Genomic DNA, 22934 nt, shown 5'->3' on the forward strand with positions numbered 1-22934 from the left:
CCCGCTGTCCATCATCAGATCCGGGCCAGCTTCGGCCTTCCACGCGGGTTCACCATGGTCGGTGTTTTCCGAGAATCAAGCCTGCCAATGATGCCAGGCCGAAGACACAGCACAGCACACCCACAAAACCGGCGATACCGTCACTTATCGGCCCGATGGTGAGAAAGACGCCGAGACTCAGAATGGCTACTCCGCCACCGACGTGCAACACGCGGTTAGCCCTCGCTTTCGACCCGTACCTCGAAACTCCATGCTTCCTTCTGACTCCCCTACTGTTCCCTGGCGGAAGCTCAGTCGGGAGTGGTCCCTCGACGACGCTCCCGGATTCGTCGACCCATTGGCCTGTTCCTACTTCCGGGCAGTCGGCGTGCACGCTTTCGTCGACTGCGGCGAAGTCCCCCGGGTGGCCCCGGTACATCATCTTCGAAAGGTCCACGCCGAAGTCCATGCGACCATCTGACCAGTAGGCGTCGTAGCGGACCAGGCGGAGCGGCCGATGCAGCCATCTTGAGGGTCTGATGAAAGCCCTCGCTCGAACGGCAACAGGCTGGGATAAGGTTTCGGGCATGGACTGATAGTTACACATTGAGTAGGACCAGACGAGATTCTGGCTGCAGTGGCTTCGGGTCCACTCGCCTACCCTTGTATCCATGGGGGTATCTGGCGTGCTGAAGAAAATTGACCAGTGGGACATACGGATTTTTTATGCCGGGATGATCGCCCTAATGATTGCGATGTTCCTGTGGCTGTTCCACAGTTGGCTGATTGAGGCGTCGCTCTTTTTCGCGTGGTCGGTGGTCTACGCAGTTCTCGTGTACCGGGTCGTCTCAGAGTCCGTGCGTGCGTTCACGGCGATGCTCTGGACGTTCCTCCTGAACCTCTGGACGTTGAGCTCGATCCAGGATGCCCTGGGTATCCCCGCGGCGGGACCGTGGTTCATCGGGTTTATCGTCGGCGGAATTGCCGGCGGGTACATGTGGTCCGGCCCCCGTGCCGGGACTGAATTCAAACAGCCGAAACGCAAGCCCCAAGCTGACGGCAGTTTCTCCGGAGGGTGGCGCATGGCGGTGATCAATGGAGTCTGTGCGCTTGTCCTGCTTGGAATAGGTATAGCCCAGCTGGTGCTCGTGTCACTGACGGTGTTCGGTGTTGCCGTTCTGGCCGGTGCTGTCGTTGCAGGCTGGGCTCTGTTCCGGTTCCCGCCGCCGCTGCAATTCAGAAACAGCCTCATCATCCTGGGCCTGCCCGTTGGCTTCTTTGCGTTGATATTCGTCGGCGGCGCCACAGACCAGATGGCTCTTCCGCATGCGTTGGTGTACGGCGTTCTCGCCGGCATCCTGATCGGCGGGCGGTACTGGAGCGGGCCCCGGCAGGGCCAGCCCCGTCCACCATTCAACGGCCCAGGCCGCCGGCGACGGAGACGGAGACGGCGGACCAAGCAGAAGCACGAGAAACCAGCCGTAGGAGCGTCTCCTAATGGATCCTTCTCCGACGTCGGGCCCGCCGAGTCGCATCAAACCATCACTAATCTGGCTGTGGCCCTGCGTCGGGGGCGGTCAGGCTGAGCGTGAGCTCCATGCCGCCGAGGAAGAGTGCCAGAACCGATGTGCCAAGCCCAGCAACCAGAAGCAGGCCGGGGTGGGCGAGTCCCACCACGACGCGACGGAGTTGGGGCGAATGCCGCAGGAAGCTCTTGGGCAGCCGCGAATTTTGCGGGTTCTGGCGCCACCCGCGGAGACGGCGCAGGAACCAGGCACAGCGCACAATAAGCGCCATCCACAACACCGAGACAACCACGGGGACCGCAGCCAGGAGCAGGTTGAACCCCAAGGACGTCACCGCACTCTCCGAGTTCCCGGCCAGTGCCTGCACTGTTGTGGAAATCGAGGCGCTGGCCACCACGGACATGCCCCACACCATAAATGCTGCCGTCAGCGCGAGGAACCGGACAAAGAAGTGCGCAAGCACCGATTCCTTCTGGGGCTTGAGGTACCGGCGCGGGGTCGCATGGAGCACAGCCACAGTGCACGCCATTGTGGGCAGGGCAGCCATGGCCACAAACACATACCAGGTCCAGCCGGCCAGGTCCACAAATTCGTCGGCGACGATCAACAACGCCCAGAAACCCGTCCACGTCCAGCCTGCATGCAGCGGATTCCGGACCAGCCAGGCGGGCAGCCGCTGAGACAGCGGGAGAATCGCCCCGATAGAGGGCCGGGAAGCAGGATTCCGGACCGTGCCGTTAGCGGGCTCAAGAGACGCAGGATCGACGCCGACCGGGCTGTCCGGCAGGGCCCCTGGCTTGGCGTCCGGCGGGTTTTGTTCCCCTCGAGACATGCTCATGGGGTCACTGTAGCAATGCGGGTGACAGGCCCGCCGTCGACCGTCCCCCAGGGAAGGAACGCATAGCCCCAAATACTGAGAAGGGCTCTCTCCTTTGACGAAACGTCCATTATGCACGTATCCGCAGATCAGGCAAGCATGACGCTAATCACGACCTCTTTTACCTCAAGACCTGATTCGCCCGTGGATCCCTTGTCACTGTAGCTTTCCTGCATCTAATGCTTGTTTCCATGGTTTAGGGTTGCGGTGAATGATGCCGTTCTCGGTTCCAAGGTCCTCAGGGTCGATCAACTGTCATCGGCCGTGACTCCGAGGAGCCTCCGGAAGTGTTTGATCGCACCGCCAAGCCGGTCCGGGCGGTGCATATGTGAAGGTGACCGGGGCGTTGCCCACTGGGTTCCTCGGCAACAGCGGGTTTGTGTACTAAGCGCTGCTTCCAAACTTCTTCCTGCTCCTTGGTTCTCAGCCCGTGGCTTGCCTGGAGTGCCTCAGTCCAGGCATTGAAGTGGGCATCATGTCTCGAGGATTTGCTCATTCCCCACCGAACCACAAGCACTAGCACCACGGAGCCCAGCAATAAGTAGGCCCATCTGCTTGGCCTTAAGAGGCAGCCCTGTCGTAATGTCCTTTTTTCTGGTTCCCCACATGAGCGGGAGTCTATCGGTCATCCGTTCCCCCTCTCACCGCCTTCCTTGCGGGCGCCTACTCCAGACTCATGAATACCCGCACATGCCAGTTCAAGTCCAATGGAATGGGCCTTGCTAGTTATGTAGGAATGGCATATTCCGCAGTTGAAATGACTCGTGTGCCGTCGGGGCCCCATATTCAGCCTATTTAATTGACAATTTCCCCGACCGCTGGTGTTCTTAGCGACGGGGGAATTGCCCTCTGCGGGAGAATCTGAAATAAATGGGGGACAGTGTGAATCACAAGCACAATTCTTTAAGGGCCGTACGCCGTCGCGTTGGGGAAGCAATTCGCAGTAGAAACGCGATCTGGAAGACAACGTGCCTGACGGTAACAGTGGCCACACTTGCCACAGTCACACTCCTCGCTCCTCCGGCTCAGGCGGCCCCGCCTACTCCCAAGAGTGATACCGTCTTTCTCGTCAACAATCACGGCGACAAGGTCGAAGTTCCGGCCAGTCCCCTTACGGATACAAAGGTCAGGCCGTCAAAGAACGGGTCAGGTAATCTAGCTGATCTGGAGGGCGGTATTCAGGTCAGCTCCTTGGACCTCACGAAGCCCAGGATCGACCTGACGCAGCCGAAGAAGGACAAGGCCCGAAGCAGCAGCTCGGATGACAAGTCTCATGATGACTCCATGGTGTCACCCATGGTGATAATAGGGGGCGTCGATAACCGTACGAAGGTTTCCAACGTATATGCCGCACCGTACTCCCAGACGGCACTAATTCTCTTCACTAATGGAGGAAAAGACTACATGTGTTCCGGAGGCTTGGTAGGCAACCGGACTCTTGTCACTGCCGGGCACTGCCTGTTTGCCACTGAGGGTGTACAGGAATGGTCGACTGAGGTTGCCGTTCTTTTTTCGGTAGAGGGAACCACTTACAACATCGGTTGCTATCCGAGTAGTCTGAATTCTTCTACGCAGTGGCTTGGTAACCAGTCGCAGGCTTACGACTGGGGGGTCATCCAACTTGCCTGTAATGCTGGAGACGTGATTGGGCATTATGGTTACCGTGATTCTGGCAACGGTTCCGTAGCCAACACCTGGAATATCACCGGCTACCCGGGCGACAAGGTAACGTCAAGTGGGTACTACATGTACACGCATGCCGGGACCCTCAATTACCACAACACTCTCCAGTTCTCCTACACCATCGACACCACGGGTGGCCAGAGCGGCGCACCTATTTGGCGCTTGGAATCAGGGACGGCCTGTGGAAACTGTGTTATAGGTGTGCATTCCGCAGGGAGTTCGGGAGCACAGCTGAATTTCGGAACCAGGCTGACAGCGGCATTCAAGGCATCAGTTGATGGGCTTGTGGCGCAGTAGGCCCTTTTGCCCAAGCTAAGGGAGACAAGCGAGTGCCGGTATCGACGAGTATATTTTTGAGGGCTGTCAGCTTTCTTGCAGGTACCGTTCTCATTGTCTCCCTTAGCTCCTGCCAAGCTGAACCCGAGTTGAATCAGATAACCGTTGTGGTCAGCGACGTGGCCGGTTCTCCAATCGGAGGATGCCTCGTTTCATTCAGCGGGGACTACGCTTTCCACGAGGTTGGCAGATTTACCGATCATAAAGGGGAAGCAATAGGACATGCTCCGGTCGGTCGTTACACGGTAACCGCAACTTGTGATCCCGGAGGTTCTGGCAGCCAAGAGTTTGAAATTCAGAACGGCCCAGTGAAAGTGGAAGTGGTTGTGAGCTAGCCAGTGTTTACCTCCTCCATATCGGGCTTCGGCGAAGGTTCCGAGTGGGGAGCCGCCGGTTCCGGTGGCTGCTGCCGCTTGGCTTCTTTCAGGGACTGGGCCGCCTGTGCAAGGTGCTGCGCGCGACACGGGCTGCAGTATCCACAAGATATGTGAGTTGAATATACGTCTTTCATGACTAAGCGAGAGATGAGAGAGCCCACCTTCATGGTTCTCTCTGTTCTGGCTCAAGGCCCCCAGCATGGATACGCGCTCATCAACGAAACCAAAAAGCTCTCCGGCGGGCGCGTTATTCTGCAGCCAGGCACACCTTGTACTCATCCCTGGACAGGCTCAAGGAAGAAGGCCTAGTCCGTGTGGTCCGTGAAGAAGTAGTGGACAGCAGGATGCGCCGGTACTACGAGCTGACCGATACAGGAGCGAATGAGCTTACCGCTGAAGTGCAGCGGCTGGAGGCTAACGTGAAGCTGGCTCGGACCAGCCTGCGTCTTCGCCCGGCTGGCGATTTGGTATGCGCGGACAACGGAGTCCCCTGGAGGCGCAGTACAGGCGGCTCTGCTCGCGTACCCGCCCGTTTGGTGCAGACACAATGGCGACGAAATCGTAGGAGTACTACTGGAGAGAGCCGAAACCGAGCACCACAGCTACCGCTGACGAGTTGCTGAACCTTATCGGTTCCGGATTGGCTACTTGCTGTGAACCGATCCTGGGCTGGCTGCCGACGACCGGGCGCGACAGAATTGCTTGCCTTTCCCTGACTATCGCTTCCGCACTGGCCGCGATGATGCTGATGCTGGGCGAGCTCGGCCGATGGTTCCGCTACAACAGCTACTCCCCCGGCTCAGGACTCTTCGGGCCCTTCACCAGAATTCTCCTGGCACTGGCCATCGTGCCGCTGCGGCGATACCCCTCCTGACAGCAGTAACCGGAGGCATGGTTCACGTCGGCCGGGTTGTCTCAGTGGTTTTCATCTTTGCAAGCATCTTCGGCCTGACCGGCGACCCCACGCACACAACCCAACTGCGTGACACCCTCGTCTACGGTGCACCCATGGCTGCACTAACCCCCGGATTCAGCAGCTACCTACAAGCCGGTGGCGCCCAAAAGTGGTTCTACCCTGGGGGCATCGGCATCGGCATCGGCATCGGCATCGGAGCGAATTTCTTGGCTTTCGCGGTTGGCTGTCTCCTGGTGGCAGGGTTGCTGGCCTTTGGAGTGGCCGGCAAATGGAGGCCACTTGCGGTGCTGATTGCACTGGCCTCACTATCCCTTCCTATCCGCGCCCTCTTCTTTATGCCCAACGAGATGTGGGTGGCCCTAGCGACAGCAAATGTGACGGCGGCAGCCTTCATTGCGTGGCAGGTCAGGCAGAAACAAACCGGAAGAAACTAAGCACCACAGAGTGTCGGGCCGACCTTCCCTTTCCTTAGAACTCCGACATGCGATGGGCTCAATCTGCGTCGGGCGTCCTATTGGCTGAGGGAGTCGGGCTATGGCCAAGGTAGTTCGCGCATGAGGATATGGAGATCCACTGATCCGCCCAGAATTGGGACGTGGCCGACGTCTTGAAAACCCCAGCGCTGATACATTGAGCGTGCGGTTTGGGCCTGTCCATAGACTCCCAGGACGGCGTGCGTTTCCGGTCGATGCTGGAGCTGCCGGAGCAAACACTCCTTGCCGATCCCCTTTCCCCTTTGGGAAACGTCAACCGCTAATTCATGGACAACTACGATCCGCTCGGGCTCGGCAACGGGAAGCCCGTGAGCCCCGGTGTCTGCCCCGATGGCGGACAGAAGAGCCTGCCAGGCACCGTCCGTATCGAGTCGATGAGCCAAGGACATGCCAACCACTCTGCCTTCATGGTTTGCTGTGACTAGCCGTCCGCCGATGTCGGCCAACTGAGCTCGCCCCCATTGCCTGATTTCGGCCAGGTCCATAGGGGATTCGGAATAGGGCGGCGCGGAGAACGTCGACACAAAGAGTTCAACTACCCCAGCCCACACATCGTCCGGCGCTGTTCCCTCGTACGGCACATATTGAGGACTTCCTGTGGCCGTTGCGCTCCAGGCGCCCTTGCTAAAGGTCATGACCCCAAGGTACTAGCGATATCCACCGCCCCCGGGTTGAACGGACTGCAGGACTACACGACCAAAGCCTCTTACCGCACTCCCGTACGTCCCATTTTCCTTGGAAGTGGGAAGTGGGACGTCCCATGTCGGCCCAAGGGATAGGCAGCAGCCCGGCGCAGAATCTCATCCTCCTGCTCCAACAGGCGGTTTTCGCTCGCCAGGTCACGGAGTCAACAAAACCGGAGGCAGTCCCATCTGCAGTAGTTTTAGCGCTGTCCGCACATCAATCCGCAGCCCGATCCGTTGGAAGAGTTTGAGTCCAGCTTGCCGTGCGCTCATCCGGCGCGGCGGTAGCGGGCGACGATCGTCCGAGCGGCCTCGTCGACTGTGTAGAGCGTCTCCTCATCAGTGAGCGACCAGTTGCCGTGGACGAGGCGGGGCCAAAACACGACAGTGGCGATCATGCCGAGGAATTGCGCGGCTGCTACGTCGAGGTCGTTCACGTTGGCGGTTCCCTCAGCGTTCGCCGCCTGGAAGAACTTCCTGAGCGCCCTGAGTACGGGCAACGTGCCGAAATCGAAAGTCCGCTGGCGCAGCTCTGGGAACCTCGCGGATTCCGCGATCACCGCCCGGATCAGGTCCGCCATACGGGGCTGGGACAACAGCTCCGCGTACGCCATGCCAAGACTGACCAAACCTGCATGGAAGTCTCCGGACGGTGGCTCCAACGGCTCGGATTCCGGCGTGTCACCCGCCGCGAGCACCGTTGCCTCGAAGAGTTCCGCCTTCGTCGGGAACTGTTTGAACAGCGTCGCTTTCGAGACGCCGGCGCCGTCGGCGACTCCAGCCAATGAAGTCCGATCGTAGCCGAGTTCGAGGAAGAGGACGGTGGCAGTCTCGAGGATCGCCGCACGATTCTTGGCAGCGACGTGTCGATGGTATGCAGAGAGTTCGCGTGGCATGCACTCAGTATGACGCAAAGGTGAGTTGATTGACTCACGACAGGTTGATCGATACTCTGCATGGAGGTGAGTCGATCGACTCACCTCCCGGCCTGCCGGAAGCAGCACGTGCCCCAGGGGGAGCAATGGCAAAGCTCATCATTCACGCGACCGTGACCGTAGATGGATTCATGGCTGACATCGACGGAGGAGTTGACTGGATGAACGGATTTCCATCGGCTCCTGAGGATGAAGAGGTCGTCGGAAGGGTTGTGCAGGAACTCGGCGCCGTGGTGGGGGGTGCCAACAAGACGCAGACCATCGAAGACGGAGAAGTTCCCTATGGGGCCATGGTCAAGGTGCCGGTGTACCTGATGACCCACAGTGCTCATGAGCCGATCGAGAAGGATGGCGTCACGTATACCTTTGTCGTCAACGACATCGCGCAGGCCGTTGAATCCGCCAAGAATGCGGCGGGGGACAAGTTGGTCAGCCTGCTCGGAGGCAGCATCTCGAGACAATGCCTCGAGCTCGGACTCGTCGATGAGATCCATCTGGACGTCGTGCCGATCCTTCTCGGAGAAGGGATCTCGCTCTTCACCGGACTGAGCAAGCGCATAAAGCTGGAACGCGTCGAAACTTCGGCATTCGCCAGCGAGACCCACCTCCGGTACAGCGTTCTTGCCTAGACGACACCTGACGCCATCGCCTCAAGAGTGAAAAGCGCCCCAACGCCTCTTTGTGCCCATCTGGCCATCGTGCATTGCTGGATTGGTGCGGCGCGAGGACCGGCCAGTTCGGCAACCAATGCGAAGATGGTTTCTTCTTACTCAAAGTAGACGAAGCTGAGGTCAACGGATTCTTAACGCTTGTTGCCCCACCGGCGTCAGAAAGAGGCAAAGGCCGCCGCTGTCAGCAGCTTCCCAGGCCTCCGAGTCTGTTATGGATAACAGTGCGGCATCGCCTGTCAGCATTTCGTCCGAGTCGATGAAGTACGTTCCAACCAGCCCGGTTGTGATCATTCGAACAAGCATTCTGCGGGCAGTTGAAAGCGGGAGCGCCGGTTCGTCTTGCTGCTTCCCGTCCTTCGTAATCACGAAGCTAGCTGGCAGCAGCAATTCACGCACATAGCTCTCTTCCGCTGCGTTGGTTAGCACTTTCCGCTCTGCAGCGTCGCGCTCAAGCCAGCGGATGGTATCCCCGGACATCACACAAGCTTAACGGGATGGGAAGAGGCACGGCACTGGGCGTTCGGGCAACAGTGCCTTCTTTGAGGTCACCCACTCCCGGCTCACCTTAGTAGATGAGAGAACTCCCGTTCCGCGATAAAAGCGGCCTTACCGCAGGGCCTTTAGTCGAGGTGCCAGATTTCCTTGAGCGTGAGCCACTGTTCGCCGTCGGGTGTTCCTTCCAGGCGTCGTTGCAGCGGGTCGGTGAGTGTCCACCACTGCCGCGTCTTGGGGTCCTGTGCGATAGCCGCGGATGCTTCTGAAAGTGACGTTGAATCGTCCACCTCGAAGTAGGCAAAGAGATGTTCGTCGACCAGGAAGATGCTGTAGTTACGGATACCCGCGTGGGTGAGCGTTGCTTCTACCTCCGGCCAGACTGCTCGGTGAAGCCGTAGGTATTCCTCCTGGTTTGATCGCGGCAGATCGATTCTTTGTGCCACACGCTGCATGCTGTCTCCAGTTCCTCTTCGTACGTTCAGGTTGATTCTTAGTCAACTAACATAGCCTCGGCCGACATCACCGTCGATGCCGTTTCTGTTGGATTCTGACACCTGGTAGATGCTCGCGGCCGTCCCCGACCAGAACTGCTCTTGGGCTTGGGCTGGCCAGGCAGACACAATCGAGCTGAGCGAGTCGAAAACGCGCCGATATCCACCAGCGGCAATCGACATCGGCCAGTCACCTCCGTAGAGGAGCCGTTCCGCTCCGAATACTTCCACCGCGGTGTCAACGATTCTGGCAAGTCCGGATACGCTCCAGTCCCCTGCCGGCCTCGCGGTCGCATACAAACCCGAGACCTTCGCGAAGATGTTCGGCTCCTCTGCGGCAGCGGCAATGAGCTCTTCCCAGCGCCGGAGCTCTTCGGTCGGCCCATCGACCGGGGGTTTACCAAGGTGGTCGAGTACGAACGTCAACCCGGGGTGACGGCCCGCGGCAGTGACCAGCCGGGGGATGGCTTCCGGGTTGCTGGTGACGAAGTCGAAGGGCAGCCCGTACTCTTCCAGGATGGAGAGTCCATCATCGAAGGCTGGTCGAAGTACCCAGTCGGGATCTGTCCGATCGTGGATGAGGTTCCGTATGCCCACGATCTCCGGGTAACGGAGGAGGTCGTCCAGATGGCTCGCGATTGCTCCAGGGTCCTCGACTGGCACCCAACCGACGACGCCGATGATCTCAGGGCGAGTTGCTGCGACGTGAAGCATGTTTCGCGTGTCTTCGGCGTTGTCCGCAGATTGCACCAAGATGACCCCGCCGATGCTCAGGTCGGTCAATACGGGAGCGATTTCTTCGAATGCGATGTCACGGTTCACCTCCGGCAGATGCGGCCCCAACCAGCTATAAGCTGCCCGTTGAAGATTCCAAACGTGTAAATGCGAGTCAATGATCATGCCAACCTTCTAAAATGATCTGATGAATACATCCTCGTCCGATCGGCCCCCTACCCGTCGATCGCAAACTGACAATGTCGTTGCAGCGATCCTCGGAATGGTGGATGACGGTAGGCTGTCCGCTGGCGATCGGCTTCCCATCGAGAAGGACTTGGCGGAGCTCCTGGGAGTTTCGCGGGGTCCGTTGCGCGAAGGTGTTCGCGCGTTGGCGGTCCTCGGTGTCCTGGAAACCCGTCAGGGTGCCGGAACATACGTTACAGCGTTGGACGCGAGTAAGCTTCTCGGTCCCTTGACGCTGTTCGCGAACCGACAGATGGCCGTGGAGCCTTCGCAACTGCTTCATGTGCGGAGGGTGTTGGAGGCCGAGAGCGCCGCCTTGGCAGCTAAGCGGGTTACAGATGAGCAAGTGAACCAGATGAGTGCTCTGTTGGATCGCGTTGACGCGCTCCTGGACGGGGACGTGGATGAGGCGGATGTCAGTGCAATCATCGATGTGGATACTGAATTTCACCGAAGCGTCGCCGGTGCCGCTGGCAACCCTCTCATGGGTGCGTTGATTGATTCGCTGGCGAGTCGCACCTACAGGACGCGTGTGTGGCGGGCGATGACCGAGCAGGGCGCGACTGCAACGACCCAGGCCGAACACCGGGGAATCCTCGATGAGATCCGCCGTCGCGACCCCGACCGGGCCAGATTGCGGATGCACTTTCACCTGCTCGCCGTAGAAGACTTCGCAGATACTCACAATATCGACACCGCGCCAACAGTTTCCGATGCCGGCGTCCAGTAGGTTCCCTTCGGATAGGAGTATTCCTCGAGCGTTTCGCGGTAGACCTCTGCGCTGTATCCGGGCTGTGAGGGCAGGACGTAGTTCCCCTCTACAACGATGCACGGATCGACGAAGTGCTCGTGGAGGTGGTCGACGTACTCCGTGACACGGTTCTCGAGTGTGCCGGAGACGGCGACGTAGTCGAAGATCGACAAGTGCTGGACCAGTTCGCATAATCCAACACCACCGGCGTGAGGGCAGACCGGCACACCGAATTTCTTGGCCATGAGATAGACCGCGAGGATTTCGTTGATGCTTGCCAGGCGGGCCGCATCGAGCTGGCAATAGTCGATCGCGCCCGCTTGGAACATCTGCTTGAACAGCACCCGGTTCATGCCGTGTTCTCCGGTCGCGACCCCGATCGGAGCTACTGCCCGGCGTACTGCCGCATGACCTAGGACGTCATCTGGGCTGGTGGGTTCTTCGATCCATAAGGGTTTGAAATGGGCGAGTTCATTAACCCAGTCGATGGCTTCGGGGACATCCCACACCTGGTTCGCGTCAATCATGAGTTTGGCGTCCCACCCGATCACCTCCCGGGCAATGCGCATCCGGCGGCGGTCGTCTTCGAGGTTTGCTCCGACCTTCAGCTTCACGTGCTGGTATCCGCTGTCGACTGCCTCCGTGAGCAGGCGGCGCAGTTTGTCGTCGCTGTATCCCAACCATCCTGCGCTCGTTGTGTAGCACGGGTATCCGCCGCGACGGTCCAGTTCGTCAATTCGTTCCTGACGTGTGGGCTCCATCTCGCGGAGAATTGCGATCGCTTCGTCCCGGGTGAGCGCGTCTGAGAGGTAGCGCAGGTCGGCGACGTCCACAAGCTCTTCGGGGCTCATGTCCGCCAGTAGCCGCCACATCGGTTTCCCTGCCCGGCGGGCCGCGAGATCCCAGACGGCGTTCATCACTGCTGCCATAGCCAGATGCACCACGCCCTTCTCAGGTCCGAGCCACCGCAGCTGCGTGTCACCGGCGAGATCCCGGTATACGCCGCCGAGATCGTTCACCATGTCGGCGACGTCGCGTCCGATGAGCGGGAATGCGCGCTGCCGGGCAGCTTCCACGCACAGGTCGTTGCCGCGACCGATCGTGAAAGTGAAACCGAAACCGGACAATTGCGGATCGTCGGTGACGAGGACGACGTAGGCAGCCGAGTAGTCACCGTCCTTATTCATTGCATCGGAGCCGTCTTGGCTCAGGGAGGTGGGGAACCGCAGGTCATACACCTGCGCGTCGATGATGGTGGTCATGGTGTTCCGATCGGATCAGGGGCCAGGCCCATATCGTCGAGCTCGGCCCAGAGCTCGTCGGGAATTGGAGTGAGGAAACGTTGAAGACTGCTGTCGACGTGCTCGACGGAGCGAGTGCCGACGACGACTGAGACGACGGCAGCGTGCCTGAGCGGATACTGGATTGCAGCGTCGGGGAGTTCGACACCATGCTCCTGGCAGATGGTTGCGATCCGGCGCGCACTGGCCGTTATCGCAGTGGATGCGGGCGCGTAATCGAAGCTCGCCCCGTCCGCGACGGTAGCGGAACTGAGCAGGCCCGAGTTGTAGACGCCTGCCGCGACCACTCCGACCCCTCGGCTCCGCGCAAGCGGCAACAGCTCTGTCATTGCGGACTGATCCAGCAGCGTGAGTCGGCCAGCCACCATAACGACATCAACATCGGCGTTCCGGATGAAATCTGAGAGCATGGCTACCTGATTCATGCCCACTCCGATCGAGCGCACGACACCTTGATCGCGGAGCTCGATGAGGGTATCGATTCCGCTGGTGGATGCTTCTTCCCAGTGATCGTCCGGATCGTGAAGGTATGCGATCGCGAGAGTATCGACCTGGAGCCGGTCAAGGCTCGCCTCCACCGATCGCAGGATGCCATCGCGGCTGAAGTCCCATACCCGTTTGCGTGCAGCAGGGACGAGGAAACCCTGGTCGTCCGCCTGATCCGCCGTCTCCGGGCTGTCGACCAGGAGACGTCCGACTTTCGTGGACAGTGCAACATCGTCGCGATCGAGTGCGTGCAGTGCAGCGCCCAGCCGCAGCTCGGAGAGCCCCAGCCCGTAGTGGGGCGCGGTGTCGAAGTACCGCAGGCCCACATCGTAGGCGCGTGTGACGGCCTGCGTGGATGCCTCATTGGTGGTGATTCGGTTCAGGTTGCCGAACTGTGATGCGCCTATCCCCAGGCTGGACAGGTGTATGCCTGTGCGCAGTGTGTTCAGTGTTACTTCGTTCATCGGTCCACCGGGTCCTGGGTTTTCAGGAGGCGCAGATCCGCCTGCCGTGGCAGGCCTTCCCAGTCGCCGTCGTTCAGGCAGCTGAACGCTGCGACGGTTGCAGCGTGTTGCAGGCGCGCTGCGGGGTTTTGTTCTTCGATGAGCGCAGCCAGATATCCGGCGACGAACGCATCCCCGGCCCCGACTGTGTCCACGACGGTGACGGGCACAGCGGCCTGGGTGTAGGCCTGGCCCGAGATGTCGGCGACGCAGCCGTCCGCGCCGAGTTTGATGATGACCTCGCGCGGTCCGAGTTCGGCGAGTTCGCGTGCGAGCCAGGTCGAGTTGGATGTGGCGCCCTGATCGAGCAGAAGCCATGCTTCTTCGGTTCCCGCAAAGACAATGTCGCTGCGCTGGGCAATCTTCCGGTATAACGGAGCCGGGTCTTCCTCGGGCCAGAGCGTTGGTCGGTGATTGACGTCGAAGCTGACCAGGGCGCCTTCCTCGCGGGCGTACTCGATGGCCGTGAAAGTGGCGTCCTCAGCTGAGCTGGAGAGCGAGGCTGTGATCCCTGTGACATGGACGACGCCGGCCTCTGCGATCAGATCGCGGCGGATGTCCGCCGGGGTGAGGCGGCTGCCTGCGCTGGCGTGTCGGTAGAAGAGGACCTGGGTGGTGTTCGGTGTGCGGTGGTCTTTGACCATCAGCCCGGTGGGCGCCGGGTCGAGGATCGCATGGGTCTGGATTCCCTCGGCCCGCAGTTCCCGCTCGATACGCCGCCCGAGGGAGTCATCGCCCACCCTGCCGACCCAGAGGACCGGCACGCCCAGCCTGCTGAGGCCGATCGCAACGTTGCTGTCCGCACCACCGATGCCTATCCTGGCCTCGTTGGTCGTCTCTATACCCCCGGGCGACACCGTCCGAACCAAGGCCATAGTTTCACCAAAGGTGTATACGCGCCGCCTCATTGCAGTGTCCTCATGGCGTTTTTGCAAGTGTCCGCGATTTGCTCGAAGGATCCGGCGGCGATGAGGGAGCGGCTTGCTATCCAGCTTCCACCCACTGCGAGGACTGAAGGGCGGAGGAGGTAGTCTGCGACCTCCTCGAGGGGGATCCCCCCGGAGGGCAGAAACGTCGTGTCGGGAAAGACCGCGGTCAGTGCATCGATGAAGCCGACGCCCCCCAGATGTGCGGCGGGGAAGATCTTCACGGTGTGGACCCCGGCGGCGCGGGCAGTCATCAGTTCCGTGGCAGTGGCGACCCCGGGGAACCACGGAAGGCCGTGCTCCAGGGCGCTCCGATGAACACCATCGTCCCAACCGGGACTGATGAGGAACTCGGCGCCGGCATCGGTGACGCGGGCGACATCGGATGCGGAGAGAACCGTTCCCGCACCGACAGTGAGTCCGGGAACCCGCGCAAGGCGGCGGATCACCTCTATTGCCGCTCCGGTGCGCAGAGTCACCTCGACCTGGGTGATACCCCCTTCCAGAAGTGCCGCACCAAGGGCCTCCGCGTGCCCGGCGTTATCGACCACCGCGATCGGAAGCAATGGTCCCATCACGACGCTCATCGTCCGAGCCATCCGCCGTCGACCGGGAGGATCACGCCGCTGATATAGCGGGCAGCGTCAGAGGACAAGAAAACAGCGGCGCCACCGAGATCCTCCGGCTCGCCCCATCTGGCCGCGGGGATCCGGTCCAGGATGGCTTGAGTCCTGGCGGGGTCCGCCCGCAGTGCCGCCGTGTTGTCGGTGGCGATATATCCGGGTGCGATCCCGTTGACCGTCACCCCCGACGCAGTCCATTCGTTGGCCAGAGCCCGGATCAGTCCGGCGACCGCCGACTTGGACGCGGTGTACCCGGGAACGTTGATCCCTCCCTGGAAGGAGAGCAGTGACGCAGTGAAAATGATACGTCCACTCCCCCGGGCCAGCATCCCGCGTCCAATAAGCTGAGTGAGGATGAACTGGCTGGTGAGGTTTATCTGGATCACACGTGAGAAGGAGTCCACCGAGTGCTCCGCTGCCGGCGCCCGCTCGATCGTGCCCGCGTTGTTGATGAGAATATCGATCGGCGTGCCGCTGCCGGCCAGGCGTGAGCCGAATGAAGCCACGGCATCAGGGTCCGCGAAGTCCACCTGGTGCCCGGAAAACGACCGACCGTGCGACTCGACAGCCTCCTGCACGGCTGATCCCTGTGGATCCAATGTCGCCGAGACCGCCACAATATCGGCACCCGCGGCCGCCAGAGACTCCGCCATCGCCAACCCGATACCGCGGCTGGCCCCGGTGATAAGCGCCGTTTTCCCTCTCAGATCGAAAGAGCTCATCACAGTGCGCCTCCGACATCGACGAGTACCTTCAGTGCGGCCCCTGTTTCGAGCTTCTCGAACGCGGACTGCACTGCGTTCAACGGGACGATCTCCGTGATGAGCTGCCCGGCAGGTATCACCCCGGCCGCGATGAGCCTTACGGCTTCCTCGAAATCGGTGCGCTGGTAGACCCGGGCACCGAGAATCCGCAGCTCACGCCAGAACACCCGTTGAAGGTCCACGGGGCGCGGTTCCGGGTGGATCGCGACAACGACGACGGTCCCGCGCACTTTCGCCAGGGAGGTCGCGGTGAGGATCGCTGCCGCTGCGCCAGCGACCTCGAAGACAACGTCGGCGCCCGCTCCGTCCGTCCAGTCCGCTACCCACGCGCCGGGATCGATTTCACCCGGATCCACTGTGGTCAGGCCGAGCTCCCGCGCCAGCGCCCGCCGGCCCGGATCCAGCTCGATGACTGCCACATCGGCACCCACGTTTCGAGCGACGGTCGCGATCAGAACACCGATCGGTCCAGCACCGATCACCACAGCCCGCTGTCCGCTGCTGAGCTCGGAGCGGCGCACGTCATGGACCGCGACAGCGACGGGCTCCACCAGCGCCGCATGCGCGAGTGAAACCCCCTCGGGCACACGGACCAGAAGCTCTGAGGGGACCACCCACTGCTGCTGCAACGCGCCTGCGGTGTCGATTCCGACGAACTGCAGATTCTGGCAAATATGGGTGTGGCCCGCCAGGCAGGCCGGACACGTGTTATCCCAGATCAACGGCATCACGGTCACAACATCACCGACCCGCCACCCGGTGACGTCCGCACCGATCTCCGCGATAACCCCCACCATCTCATGACCGATAATGGCCGGTTTCGTCACCCTCGAATCCATATGTCCGTGGAAAATATGAAGGTCCGTTCCACACAAACCGACATAAGCCGGTTCGACCCTGACGGTGCCCGGACGAACCGGTTCAGGCTCGACATCGGTGAGGGCGAACGTGCGTTCGCCAAAGTAACTGACAGCTTGCATGCGTTGATTCTCCTGAAATCCGTTCCCGGGCGCAGCGAGGATCCGCACGCCCTCCAAGGGGTATTACGTAAATGTCATTCCGCCAACCGGAGTCGGCTCAGTGATGGAGCGTTAGAGGCCGGTTAGTCGTTCTGGTCCTTACCGGATGCCAGGCGGCTGATGACCAGCGCACCGAGGATGATCGCTCCGTTGAGGAAGTTGATCCAGCTCGCGGATACTCCTGCGAGGGTGAGCACGTTCTGAACAGTGAAGAGAAGCAGGATGCCAGTGAACGCACCAAAGATGGTTCCCCGGCCGCCGTTGAGGCTGATGCCTCCGATCACGGCTGCTGCGAAGACCGTGAAGATCCAGCCGTTGCCGGAGACCGCAGCGACCGAACCGAGCCGACCGGCGAGCATGATGCCGGCCACGGCAGCGAGCAGGCTCGCAACAATGAGGGCGACCCAGACTGTCCGGTCGACACGGATGCCGCCGGCTTTCGCAGCGGCGGCGTTGCCGCCTATGGCGTAGAGCGATCGGCCCACCCGGGTGTAACCGAGCACGAAAATGCCGCTGGCGAAGAGGATCAAAGACACCCAGATCTCTGCCGGGGCGCCGAGCCAGCGGGTCGAACCCAGGTAGGTCATTGACTCCGGAAGCCCGAAGAACGTCTGCCCCCCGCTGATCCCGTTGAGCAAGCCCCTCAGAGTGATCAACATGCCGAGGGTGACTATGAACCCGTTAAGCCTGAAACGCACGGTGAGAAGGCCGTTTAGCAAACCCACAATCAATCCGGCGAGCAACGTAATCGGCACGGCCAGCCAGCCGGGCAATTCAGCGCCCAGCCCGTGGGCAAGCCCTGAGGGAAGGATGAGCCAGGCTGCCAGGCCGGGGGCAAGACCCACCGTCGATTCCAGCGACAGGTCCATCCTTCCTACGATCATCACAATGGCCTGCCCCAGGACGACGAGGGATATCTCGGACTGTTGCTGCAGGATGTTAATCAGGTTCTGCGGCGACAGGAACACCGGGCTAATGATCGCACCGAGTGCACAGACGAGGATCAAGGCGGGAATCAACGCCAGGTCGCGCAGTCGCGCGATCTGCAAGTGCCGCCGGGGTCGAGGATCGAGTCCTCCGGTCCCTGCTGGCGCTGTCTGAAGCTGAGTCATTATTCAGTGATCCCTTCTGTGGCGGCAACGACGTCTGCGTCGGCCCAATCTCGGTTGAATTCTTTGACGATGCGTCCGTGTACCATCACGATGAGCCGGTCGCAGGGGCGCAGATCGTCCAACTCATCGCTGACGATGAGGACCGCCGCCCCATCAGAGCGAACGGAATTGATCGACTCCAGCAACGTGGCCTTCGAACGAACGTCGACCCCTGCGGTGGGGTGCATGAGGACAAGGGCCTTTGGCTGATCCGCGATCGCCCGGCCCATCACGACTTTCTGCTGGTTTCCGCCGGACAAGGATCCGACGACCTGCTCGGGCCCGGACGCGCGGATACTGAGTTCATCGATCATCCGCTGCGCGAATGCGTCGCGCCGCTTGTTGCTGATGATGCCATGTCGGGAAATACGACCGGGTACCGTCATGGTGATGTTCTCAGCGAGGCTGAGACCTTCGACGAGTCCTTCATGGTGCCGATCTCTAGGCACGAACCCGATTCCGGCGCGCAAGGCGTCGGGAACGCTCCCGGGTTTCACTGCTTGCCCCGCAACTTGCACGGTTCCGGACGATGGCTTGCGTAAACCGGCGATCGATTCGGCCAGCGCGATGCGGCCGCTGCTCCCGCTCCCGGTGACACCGAGCACTTCGCCAGGCGCGACGTCGAAGGAGACACCGTCGTACAGCCCATCCAGCGACAACTTATCGACGGTCAGGACAGGAGCCCCTTCACGAATGGTCGATGCGCCACCGCGGAGATCGACCTTCCCCTGCTCGCCCGTCATGGCGGAGACAAGTTCGTCGTGGTTCATGCTTGCGACCGGTGCGGTGAGAATGTGTCGGGCGTCCCTGAAAACCGTCACGGTGTCGCAGATCTCGAAGATTTCCGCGAGGTGGTGACTGATGAACAGAGTGGAGATGTCGCCTTCCTGGAGCGCGCGCATCCGCATGAAGAGGCGGTCGATGCCCTTACCGTCGAGCTGAGCGGTCGGCTCGTCGAGGATGATGAAATCGGCTCCGAACGAAAGTGCCCTGGCGATCTCCACCATCTGTCGCTGCTCGACCGTCAGCGTGTCGGCCAGATCGGCCGCGTTGACAGGAAGGGACCAGCTGTCCAGCAGCTCCTGGGCCTCTCTGCGCATGCGTCGCCACGAAATCGTCGGACCCGATCGCTGCTGTCGGTTGAGATAGAGATTCTCCGCAACCGAGAGGGTGGGGATGATCGTCGACTTCTGATACACGCACGCCACCTTGCGACGCCACTCTTCCCGGTCTGTCAGGGCTGGAGCGATTTGACCTGAGAACTCGACGATTCCCTGGTCAGGCGAGGCAAGGCCGGTGAGGATCGAAACGAGCGTCGATTTGCCGGCGCCGTTTCGTCCGACGAGTGCATGTGACTCACCCTTTTTAACCTCAAGGTGTGCGTCGTTGAGCGCAACAGTCGCTCCGTATCTCTTGGTGACGTTCTGTGCCCGGAGGGTGTACAACTCCCCCGTTTGGTCAGGGATAATTCTGTCCCCCGGCTTCTGGGTCTGCATCATCAGTCGGTCTTCCGGGATCATTTGAGGTTATTGCCCCAGAGGGCCGGATCGTTGACGTTGTCCTCGGTTACGAGGATTGAGGGGAGTTGGTCCTCCAACAGACCGGCCCGGACTTCAACAATCGTGGAGTCGTGGTCAGTCGGCCCGGCTTTGAAGGACTCTCCCTTGAGAGCAGCCTGGGCATAGTAGACGCCGTACTTCGCGTAGAGATCAGCCGGCTGGGAGACTGTGGCGTCCAGCTTGCCCTCGTTTATACCTTTGTATTCCTGGGGAATGCCGTCGTTGGACACGGTCCAGACGTGGTTCTTATCTGTCCGGGGAACGGCCTTGCCGGCTTGCTCGAGCACCTGCTGGGTTCCTGAGAGAGCAAAGCTGGAGGCCATGTAGACTCCGCGGATATCCGAGTCCTGCGTCAGCGCAGTCTGCAACTGCGAAGCGGCCAGGGCTCCGTCCCAGTTAGAGGCCTGCAATGAAACCTTGATTTCCGGGTACTTGTCCTTCATACACTCAGAGAAGCCTTCTGTGCGGTCACGGCCATTGACCGAATCCTGACCGCCCTGCAGCACCACCACTGTGTGTTTGCCTTCGAGCTTCTCGCCGAGGAACTCACAGGCCTTCGCCCCAAGCTGCTTGTTATCAGCACGCACCACCATGAAGACGTCTCCCGTATCCGGGCGGGTGTCGATGGAAACGACAGGTACGTTCTGGCTGTTGAGCTTTTTCAGCTCTGAGCCGATGGACGCCGTGTCTTGGGGCGCCATGATCAGTGCCTTGGCGCCCTGGCCCACAAGCGCCTGGATGTTCGACACCAACGTCTGCACACTGTTCTGCGAGTTGCTGGTCGCGATGTCAGCCCCGAGCTCCTTGGCGGTCGCCGGAACATACTGCGTGTACGCGTTCCAGAAGTCGGTGTCAGACCTCGGGAAGTCAACTCCGATCAGTTTGTCTGCCCCGCCCGACGACGATGTGTTCGCACCTGCCCCGGAACACCCTGCCACTCCAGCCATCACTACAACGGCTCCTACAGCGATCTCCATTGATCGAATACGCACGATACTGACCTCTACTCTCGAATGGCCCTCTTGGTCGAGGGTCAGAACACTATAGACACACGATTCATCAGATGTCTACGGCGGTTAAGTGCCATTATTGCCGACTACAGGCCTAAAAGATTAGATCAATTTAGCTTAGCCAGCATCATCCGCATGGGGAATGTACTGTCGCTCGGAGCACAGGCAGACCGCGGGGGGTGTCGGAACAAGCTCGAAGGATAGATCAGATGCATTCATCGAAATACAGCCGCGAATGTCAGCATGACACTTGAGGAATACGAATATGCTTACTATCATCTGATGAATCGGTCCCTTGGACCATGCGGCGCCATCGCGTGTCGCTTCCTCCCCACCATCGGTGGCTTGCCTAGAAGCGGATTCAACGTGGAATCTTTCCAACTTTCTCGACGTACCCTCCTCACCGCAGCGGGAGCGGGGGTCTTAGCTGCTTCACTGCCAGTCGGCACGGGCTTTGGGCTGTCCCCTGCTGTGGCCGCAGACAACCAGACAAACCTAAGGAATCTCGTGGAGCAGCGGTTCGGCATGTTCAACCATTTCAACCTGGGCACCTTTACCAATGAAGAGTGGGCTGCAGGCGGTCAGAGCCCTACAAAGTTCGCCCCGCCCTCCGTTGACTGCGCACAGTGGGCAGCTGCCGCCGCTGCTGCCAAGATGACCTACGGTGTGCTGACCACCAAGCACCATGACGGGTTTTGCCTGTGGCCGACGGCTTACGGCAATCAGAACGTCGCCAACAGCGGGTATAAGCAGGATGTCGTGCGCCAGTACGTTGACGCATTCCGCGCCAAGGGCCTGAGGGTGGGTCTGTACTTCTCAATCTGGGACCGCACCAAAACGGTGGAGGCCTACGGTGGGCATCATGTTAAGGACACGACCCAGTCGATCGATCTCGACGACATCAACTACACCCTCGGACAGGCACGCGAGCTCCTCACGAATTATGGCGAGATCGACATGTTCATCACCGACGGCTATGCATGGCAGATGGGCCAGCACGCCGTCCCCTACCAGCGGCTGCGTGCACTGGTCCAGGAGCTGCAGCCGAACTGCGCGATGATCGACCACGGCGGGCTGAGCCAGCCGTGGCTTGGCGATGCGATCTACTTCGAAGAGCCACTCGGAATCAGGGCGCCAGCAGGCAACGCATACGCCGGCGTACAAGGCCAAACCGTAAGCAACGGTTGGTTCTGGCACCCCACAACGCCGGGCGAGGCTCTGATGTCCAGGGACGACATCATCAACCATCTGACGGACCTCGAGCCCAAATACACGAGTTTCCTCCTTAACTGCCCACCCAACCGTAACGGCCGCCTCGACACGAACATCGTCAACCGGCTCGCCGAAGTCGGAGCCGCGTGGGCTGGCCCCAATGCCTCCCGGGCCCCGCTTCCGGCCCAGCCACTCAAGGTCGAGTACCCTGTCACCGCGGCGGCCGCTTACGCGTCGGCCTACCGCCCGGAGGAACCCCCCAGGAACGTCATCGACGGCAAGTCCGACGTGGGCCAGGAAACCTGCTGGTCGACTTGGGGCGGCACCATCGCTCTGCCGCAGGCGGTCACAATCGCCCTCGGAGGCGTCTGGAGCAACGTCTCCACCCTCCAATATCTTCCCAAGCAGTGGAACCGGGCCGGAAACACCAATGGTGACATCACCGGCTACAAGGTGTCGGTCAGCACTGATGGGAACACCTTCACTCAGGTCGCCAGTGGGACCTGGGCCGCGGACCCGACGTCAAAGATCGCCGAATGGCCGGGCCAGAACGTAGCATACGTTCGACTCGAAGCAACCGCGGCGACGGGTGGTTATGCCAACGTCAACGGCCTCAACATCGGAGGCAGGTTATCCAAGCCGGCATTGGTCTCACGCCCGGTTGAGGAAGGGCGCGCCTATCGCCTCGTCAACCGCAAGAGCGGCAAGGTTCTTGACGTATACAACTTCGGCACGGCAAACGGCTCCAACGTTCAGCAGTACACATGGAGCGGAGCAGCTTGCCAGAAGTTCACCTTCACAAGCGTCGGTGATGGATACTTCTCGATCAAGGACTCCAATAGCGGCAAACTAGTAGAGGTGGCAGGGCTCTCGAGGATCGCAGGAGGCAACGTCGCGACCTGGCAGAATGCCGGTACGTTCCCCCAACACTGGGCTCTCACACAGCTGCCGGGCGGCTACGTCGCGCTGATCAACCGGTTCAGCGGTCTGGCAATGACGGTCGACGGAGCCTCGACCGCCAACGAAGCCAATGTCGATCAGGACCCCTTCCTGCTCGGCAACACGCACCAGCACTGGCAGCTCATCGCCTCCTGACCTTTACTTCCGGCAGCCCGAGCTGCTTCAGTTCGGGCTGCCGTCTCCCGCTGTCGAAAAGGACTTTTAGAGAAATGCGAAGTCCACACGGTCAGCCGGAGCGCGGATGCT

The 22934-nt window shown here is 60.6% G+C and carries 24 protein-coding genes; 8 read left to right on the top strand and 16 right to left on the bottom strand.

Translation table 11 applies throughout. The features are described 5' to 3' along the window. Positions 1-49 precede the first annotated feature (49 nt). A complete protein-coding gene (locus M1E02_RS12165; protein WP_479374528.1) occupies positions 50-568 on the bottom strand; it encodes a hypothetical protein in 519 nt (172 codons plus the stop codon). Positions 569-665: 97 nt separating this feature from the next. On the opposite strand from M1E02_RS12165, the gene M1E02_RS12170 reads away from it, so the two are divergent. After that, positions 666-1565: a hypothetical protein gene (locus M1E02_RS12170; RefSeq protein ID WP_479374529.1), complete on the top strand. Its 900-nt coding sequence runs from the start codon at positions 666-668 to the stop codon at positions 1563-1565. Here the strand turns inward: M1E02_RS12170 and M1E02_RS12175 are convergent. Beyond that, positions 1525-2343 (bottom strand): hypothetical protein, encoded by an 819-nt coding sequence (locus M1E02_RS12175; RefSeq protein ID WP_479374530.1) that lies wholly within the window; start codon positions 2341-2343, stop codon positions 1525-1527. The two genes, M1E02_RS12170 and M1E02_RS12175, sit on opposite strands and share 41 nt — an antisense overlap. Before the next feature lie 1023 nt (positions 2344-3366). Here M1E02_RS12175 and M1E02_RS12180 point away from each other — a divergent pair. From M1E02_RS12180 to M1E02_RS12195, 4 genes are all read left to right on the top strand, one after another. Next, a complete protein-coding gene (locus M1E02_RS12180) occupies positions 3367-4362 on the top strand; it encodes a trypsin-like serine peptidase (RefSeq protein ID WP_479374531.1) in 996 nt (331 codons plus the stop codon). Between the two features lie 730 nt (positions 4363-5092). Beyond that, positions 5093-5401: a hypothetical protein gene (locus M1E02_RS12185; protein WP_479378142.1), complete on the top strand. Its 309-nt coding sequence runs from the start codon at positions 5093-5095 to the stop codon at positions 5399-5401. Continuing rightward, entirely contained in the window at positions 5395-5652 is a 258-nt protein-coding gene (locus M1E02_RS12190) for a hypothetical protein (RefSeq protein WP_479374532.1), read from the top strand. Before M1E02_RS12185 ends, M1E02_RS12190 begins: the two co-directional genes overlap by 7 nt. Before the next feature lie 17 nt (positions 5653-5669). Next, positions 5670-6128 (top strand): hypothetical protein, encoded by a 459-nt coding sequence (locus M1E02_RS12195; protein ID WP_479374533.1) that lies wholly within the window; start codon positions 5670-5672, stop codon positions 6126-6128. A gap of 98 nt (positions 6129-6226) precedes the next feature. Here M1E02_RS12195 and M1E02_RS12200 read toward each other — a convergent pair whose 3' ends face one another. After that, entirely contained in the window at positions 6227-6823 is a 597-nt protein-coding gene (locus M1E02_RS12200; RefSeq protein WP_479374534.1) for an N-acetyltransferase family protein, read from the bottom strand. 317 nt (positions 6824-7140) lie between these two features. Further along, on the bottom strand, positions 7141-7767 hold the full coding sequence (locus M1E02_RS12205; RefSeq protein WP_479374535.1) for a TetR/AcrR family transcriptional regulator: 627 nt from the start codon (positions 7765-7767) through the stop codon (positions 7141-7143). A 29-nt stretch (positions 7768-7796) separates the two neighbouring features. On the opposite strand from M1E02_RS12205, the gene M1E02_RS12210 reads away from it, so the two are divergent. Beyond that, a complete protein-coding gene (locus M1E02_RS12210) occupies positions 7797-8435 on the top strand; it encodes a dihydrofolate reductase family protein (protein WP_479374536.1) in 639 nt (212 codons plus the stop codon). A 162-nt stretch (positions 8436-8597) separates the two neighbouring features. Here M1E02_RS12210 and M1E02_RS12215 read toward each other — a convergent pair whose 3' ends face one another. The 3 genes from M1E02_RS12215 to M1E02_RS12225 all read right to left on the bottom strand — a co-directional run bounded on the left by M1E02_RS12215 (position 8598) and on the right by M1E02_RS12225 (position 10363). After that, entirely contained in the window at positions 8598-8954 is a 357-nt protein-coding gene (locus M1E02_RS12215) for a hypothetical protein (protein WP_479374537.1), read from the bottom strand. A gap of 143 nt (positions 8955-9097) precedes the next feature. Next, entirely contained in the window at positions 9098-9424 is a 327-nt protein-coding gene (locus tag M1E02_RS12220) for an L-rhamnose mutarotase (protein WP_479374538.1), read from the bottom strand. Positions 9425-9466: 42 nt separating this feature from the next. After that, positions 9467-10363 carry an amidohydrolase family protein gene (locus M1E02_RS12225; protein WP_479374539.1) on the bottom strand — a complete coding sequence of 299 codons (897 nt, stop codon included), beginning with the start codon at positions 10361-10363 and terminating at the stop codon, positions 9467-9469. Between the two features lie 22 nt (positions 10364-10385). Here M1E02_RS12225 and M1E02_RS12230 point away from each other — a divergent pair, with 22 nt between their 5' ends. After that, positions 10386-11153 carry a FadR/GntR family transcriptional regulator gene (locus M1E02_RS12230; protein ID WP_479374540.1) on the top strand — a complete coding sequence of 256 codons (768 nt, stop codon included), beginning with the start codon at positions 10386-10388 and terminating at the stop codon, positions 11151-11153. Here the strand turns inward: M1E02_RS12230 and M1E02_RS12235 are convergent. The 9 genes from M1E02_RS12235 to M1E02_RS12275 all read right to left on the bottom strand — a co-directional run bounded on the left by M1E02_RS12235 (position 11105) and on the right by M1E02_RS12275 (position 20498). Then, on the bottom strand, positions 11105-12436 hold the full coding sequence (locus tag M1E02_RS12235) for an L-fuconate dehydratase (protein WP_479374541.1): 1332 nt from the start codon (positions 12434-12436) through the stop codon (positions 11105-11107). The genes M1E02_RS12230 and M1E02_RS12235 overlap by 49 nt on opposite strands. Then, positions 12433-13425, bottom strand: coding sequence for an aldo/keto reductase (locus M1E02_RS12240; protein WP_479374542.1), 993 nt, complete (start codon positions 13423-13425; stop codon positions 12433-12435). Before M1E02_RS12240 ends, M1E02_RS12235 begins: the two co-directional genes overlap by 4 nt. Continuing rightward, positions 13422-14372 (bottom strand): sugar kinase, encoded by a 951-nt coding sequence (locus M1E02_RS12245; RefSeq protein WP_479374543.1) that lies wholly within the window; start codon positions 14370-14372, stop codon positions 13422-13424. Before M1E02_RS12245 ends, M1E02_RS12240 begins: the two co-directional genes overlap by 4 nt. Further along, on the bottom strand, positions 14369-14965 hold the full coding sequence (locus M1E02_RS12250; protein WP_479378143.1) for a bifunctional 4-hydroxy-2-oxoglutarate aldolase/2-dehydro-3-deoxy-phosphogluconate aldolase: 597 nt from the start codon (positions 14963-14965) through the stop codon (positions 14369-14371). The genes M1E02_RS12245 and M1E02_RS12250 overlap by 4 nt, the downstream gene beginning before the upstream one ends. A gap of 8 nt (positions 14966-14973) precedes the next feature. Further along, positions 14974-15735 (bottom strand): SDR family oxidoreductase, encoded by a 762-nt coding sequence (locus M1E02_RS12255; protein ID WP_479374544.1) that lies wholly within the window; start codon positions 15733-15735, stop codon positions 14974-14976. Beyond that, the gene (locus M1E02_RS12260) at positions 15735-16757 is read right to left on the bottom strand and encodes a zinc-dependent alcohol dehydrogenase (RefSeq protein WP_479374545.1); all 1023 of its coding nucleotides are present in this window, start codon (positions 16755-16757) and stop codon (positions 15735-15737) included. The genes M1E02_RS12255 and M1E02_RS12260 overlap by 1 nt, the downstream gene beginning before the upstream one ends. Positions 16758-16879: 122 nt before the next feature. After that, positions 16880-17908, bottom strand: coding sequence for an ABC transporter permease (locus M1E02_RS12265; protein WP_479374546.1), 1029 nt, complete (start codon positions 17906-17908; stop codon positions 16880-16882). Next, positions 17908-19446, bottom strand: a complete 1539-nt coding sequence (locus M1E02_RS12270; protein WP_479374547.1) for a sugar ABC transporter ATP-binding protein — start codon at positions 19444-19446, stop codon at positions 17908-17910. Before M1E02_RS12270 ends, M1E02_RS12265 begins: the two co-directional genes overlap by 1 nt. Positions 19447-19463: 17 nt before the next feature. Next, complete coding sequence (locus M1E02_RS12275) at positions 19464-20498, bottom strand: sugar ABC transporter substrate-binding protein (protein WP_479374548.1); 1035 nt, start codon at positions 20496-20498, stop codon at positions 19464-19466. 384 nt (positions 20499-20882) lie between these two features. On the opposite strand from M1E02_RS12275, the gene M1E02_RS12280 reads away from it, so the two are divergent. Then, positions 20883-22823 carry an alpha-L-fucosidase gene (locus M1E02_RS12280; protein ID WP_479374549.1) on the top strand — a complete coding sequence of 647 codons (1941 nt, stop codon included), beginning with the start codon at positions 20883-20885 and terminating at the stop codon, positions 22821-22823. Positions 22824-22934 lie beyond the last annotated feature (111 nt).

The sequence above is a fragment of the Arthrobacter sp. Z5-13 genome, assembly GCF_056499105.1.

Coding starts and splice junctions, on each gene's coding strand:
- M1E02_RS12165 (WP_479374528.1), bottom strand. CDS start 568: ATGCCCGAAACCTTATCCCAGCCTGTTGCCGTTCGAGCGAGGGCTTTC.
- M1E02_RS12175 (WP_479374530.1), bottom strand. CDS start 2,343: ATGAGCATGTCTCGAGGGGAACAAAACCCGCCGGACGCCAAGCCAGGG.
- M1E02_RS12195 (WP_479374533.1), top strand. CDS start 5,670: ATGGTTCACGTCGGCCGGGTTGTCTCAGTGGTTTTCATCTTTGCAAGC.
- M1E02_RS12200 (WP_479374534.1), bottom strand. CDS start 6,823: ATGACCTTTAGCAAGGGCGCCTGGAGCGCAACGGCCACAGGAAGTCCT.
- M1E02_RS12205 (WP_479374535.1), bottom strand. CDS start 7,767: ATGCCACGCGAACTCTCTGCATACCATCGACACGTCGCTGCCAAGAAT.
- M1E02_RS12215 (WP_479374537.1), bottom strand. CDS start 8,954: ATGTCCGGGGATACCATCCGCTGGCTTGAGCGCGACGCTGCAGAGCGG.
- M1E02_RS12220 (WP_479374538.1), bottom strand. CDS start 9,424: ATGCAGCGTGTGGCACAAAGAATCGATCTGCCGCGATCAAACCAGGAG.
- M1E02_RS12225 (WP_479374539.1), bottom strand. CDS start 10,363: ATGATCATTGACTCGCATTTACACGTTTGGAATCTTCAACGGGCAGCT.
- M1E02_RS12230 (WP_479374540.1), top strand. CDS start 10,386: ATGAATACATCCTCGTCCGATCGGCCCCCTACCCGTCGATCGCAAACT.
- M1E02_RS12235 (WP_479374541.1), bottom strand. CDS start 12,436: ATGACCACCATCATCGACGCGCAGGTGTATGACCTGCGGTTCCCCACC.
- M1E02_RS12240 (WP_479374542.1), bottom strand. CDS start 13,425: ATGAACGAAGTAACACTGAACACACTGCGCACAGGCATACACCTGTCC.
- M1E02_RS12245 (WP_479374543.1), bottom strand. CDS start 14,372: ATGAGGCGGCGCGTATACACCTTTGGTGAAACTATGGCCTTGGTTCGG.
- M1E02_RS12250 (WP_479378143.1), bottom strand. CDS start 14,965: ATGGGACCATTGCTTCCGATCGCGGTGGTCGATAACGCCGGGCACGCG.
- M1E02_RS12255 (WP_479374544.1), bottom strand. CDS start 15,735: ATGAGCTCTTTCGATCTGAGAGGGAAAACGGCGCTTATCACCGGGGCC.
- M1E02_RS12260 (WP_479374545.1), bottom strand. CDS start 16,757: ATGCAAGCTGTCAGTTACTTTGGCGAACGCACGTTCGCCCTCACCGAT.
- M1E02_RS12265 (WP_479374546.1), bottom strand. CDS start 17,908: ATGACTCAGCTTCAGACAGCGCCAGCAGGGACCGGAGGACTCGATCCT.
- M1E02_RS12270 (WP_479374547.1), bottom strand. CDS start 19,446: ATGATGCAGACCCAGAAGCCGGGGGACAGAATTATCCCTGACCAAACG.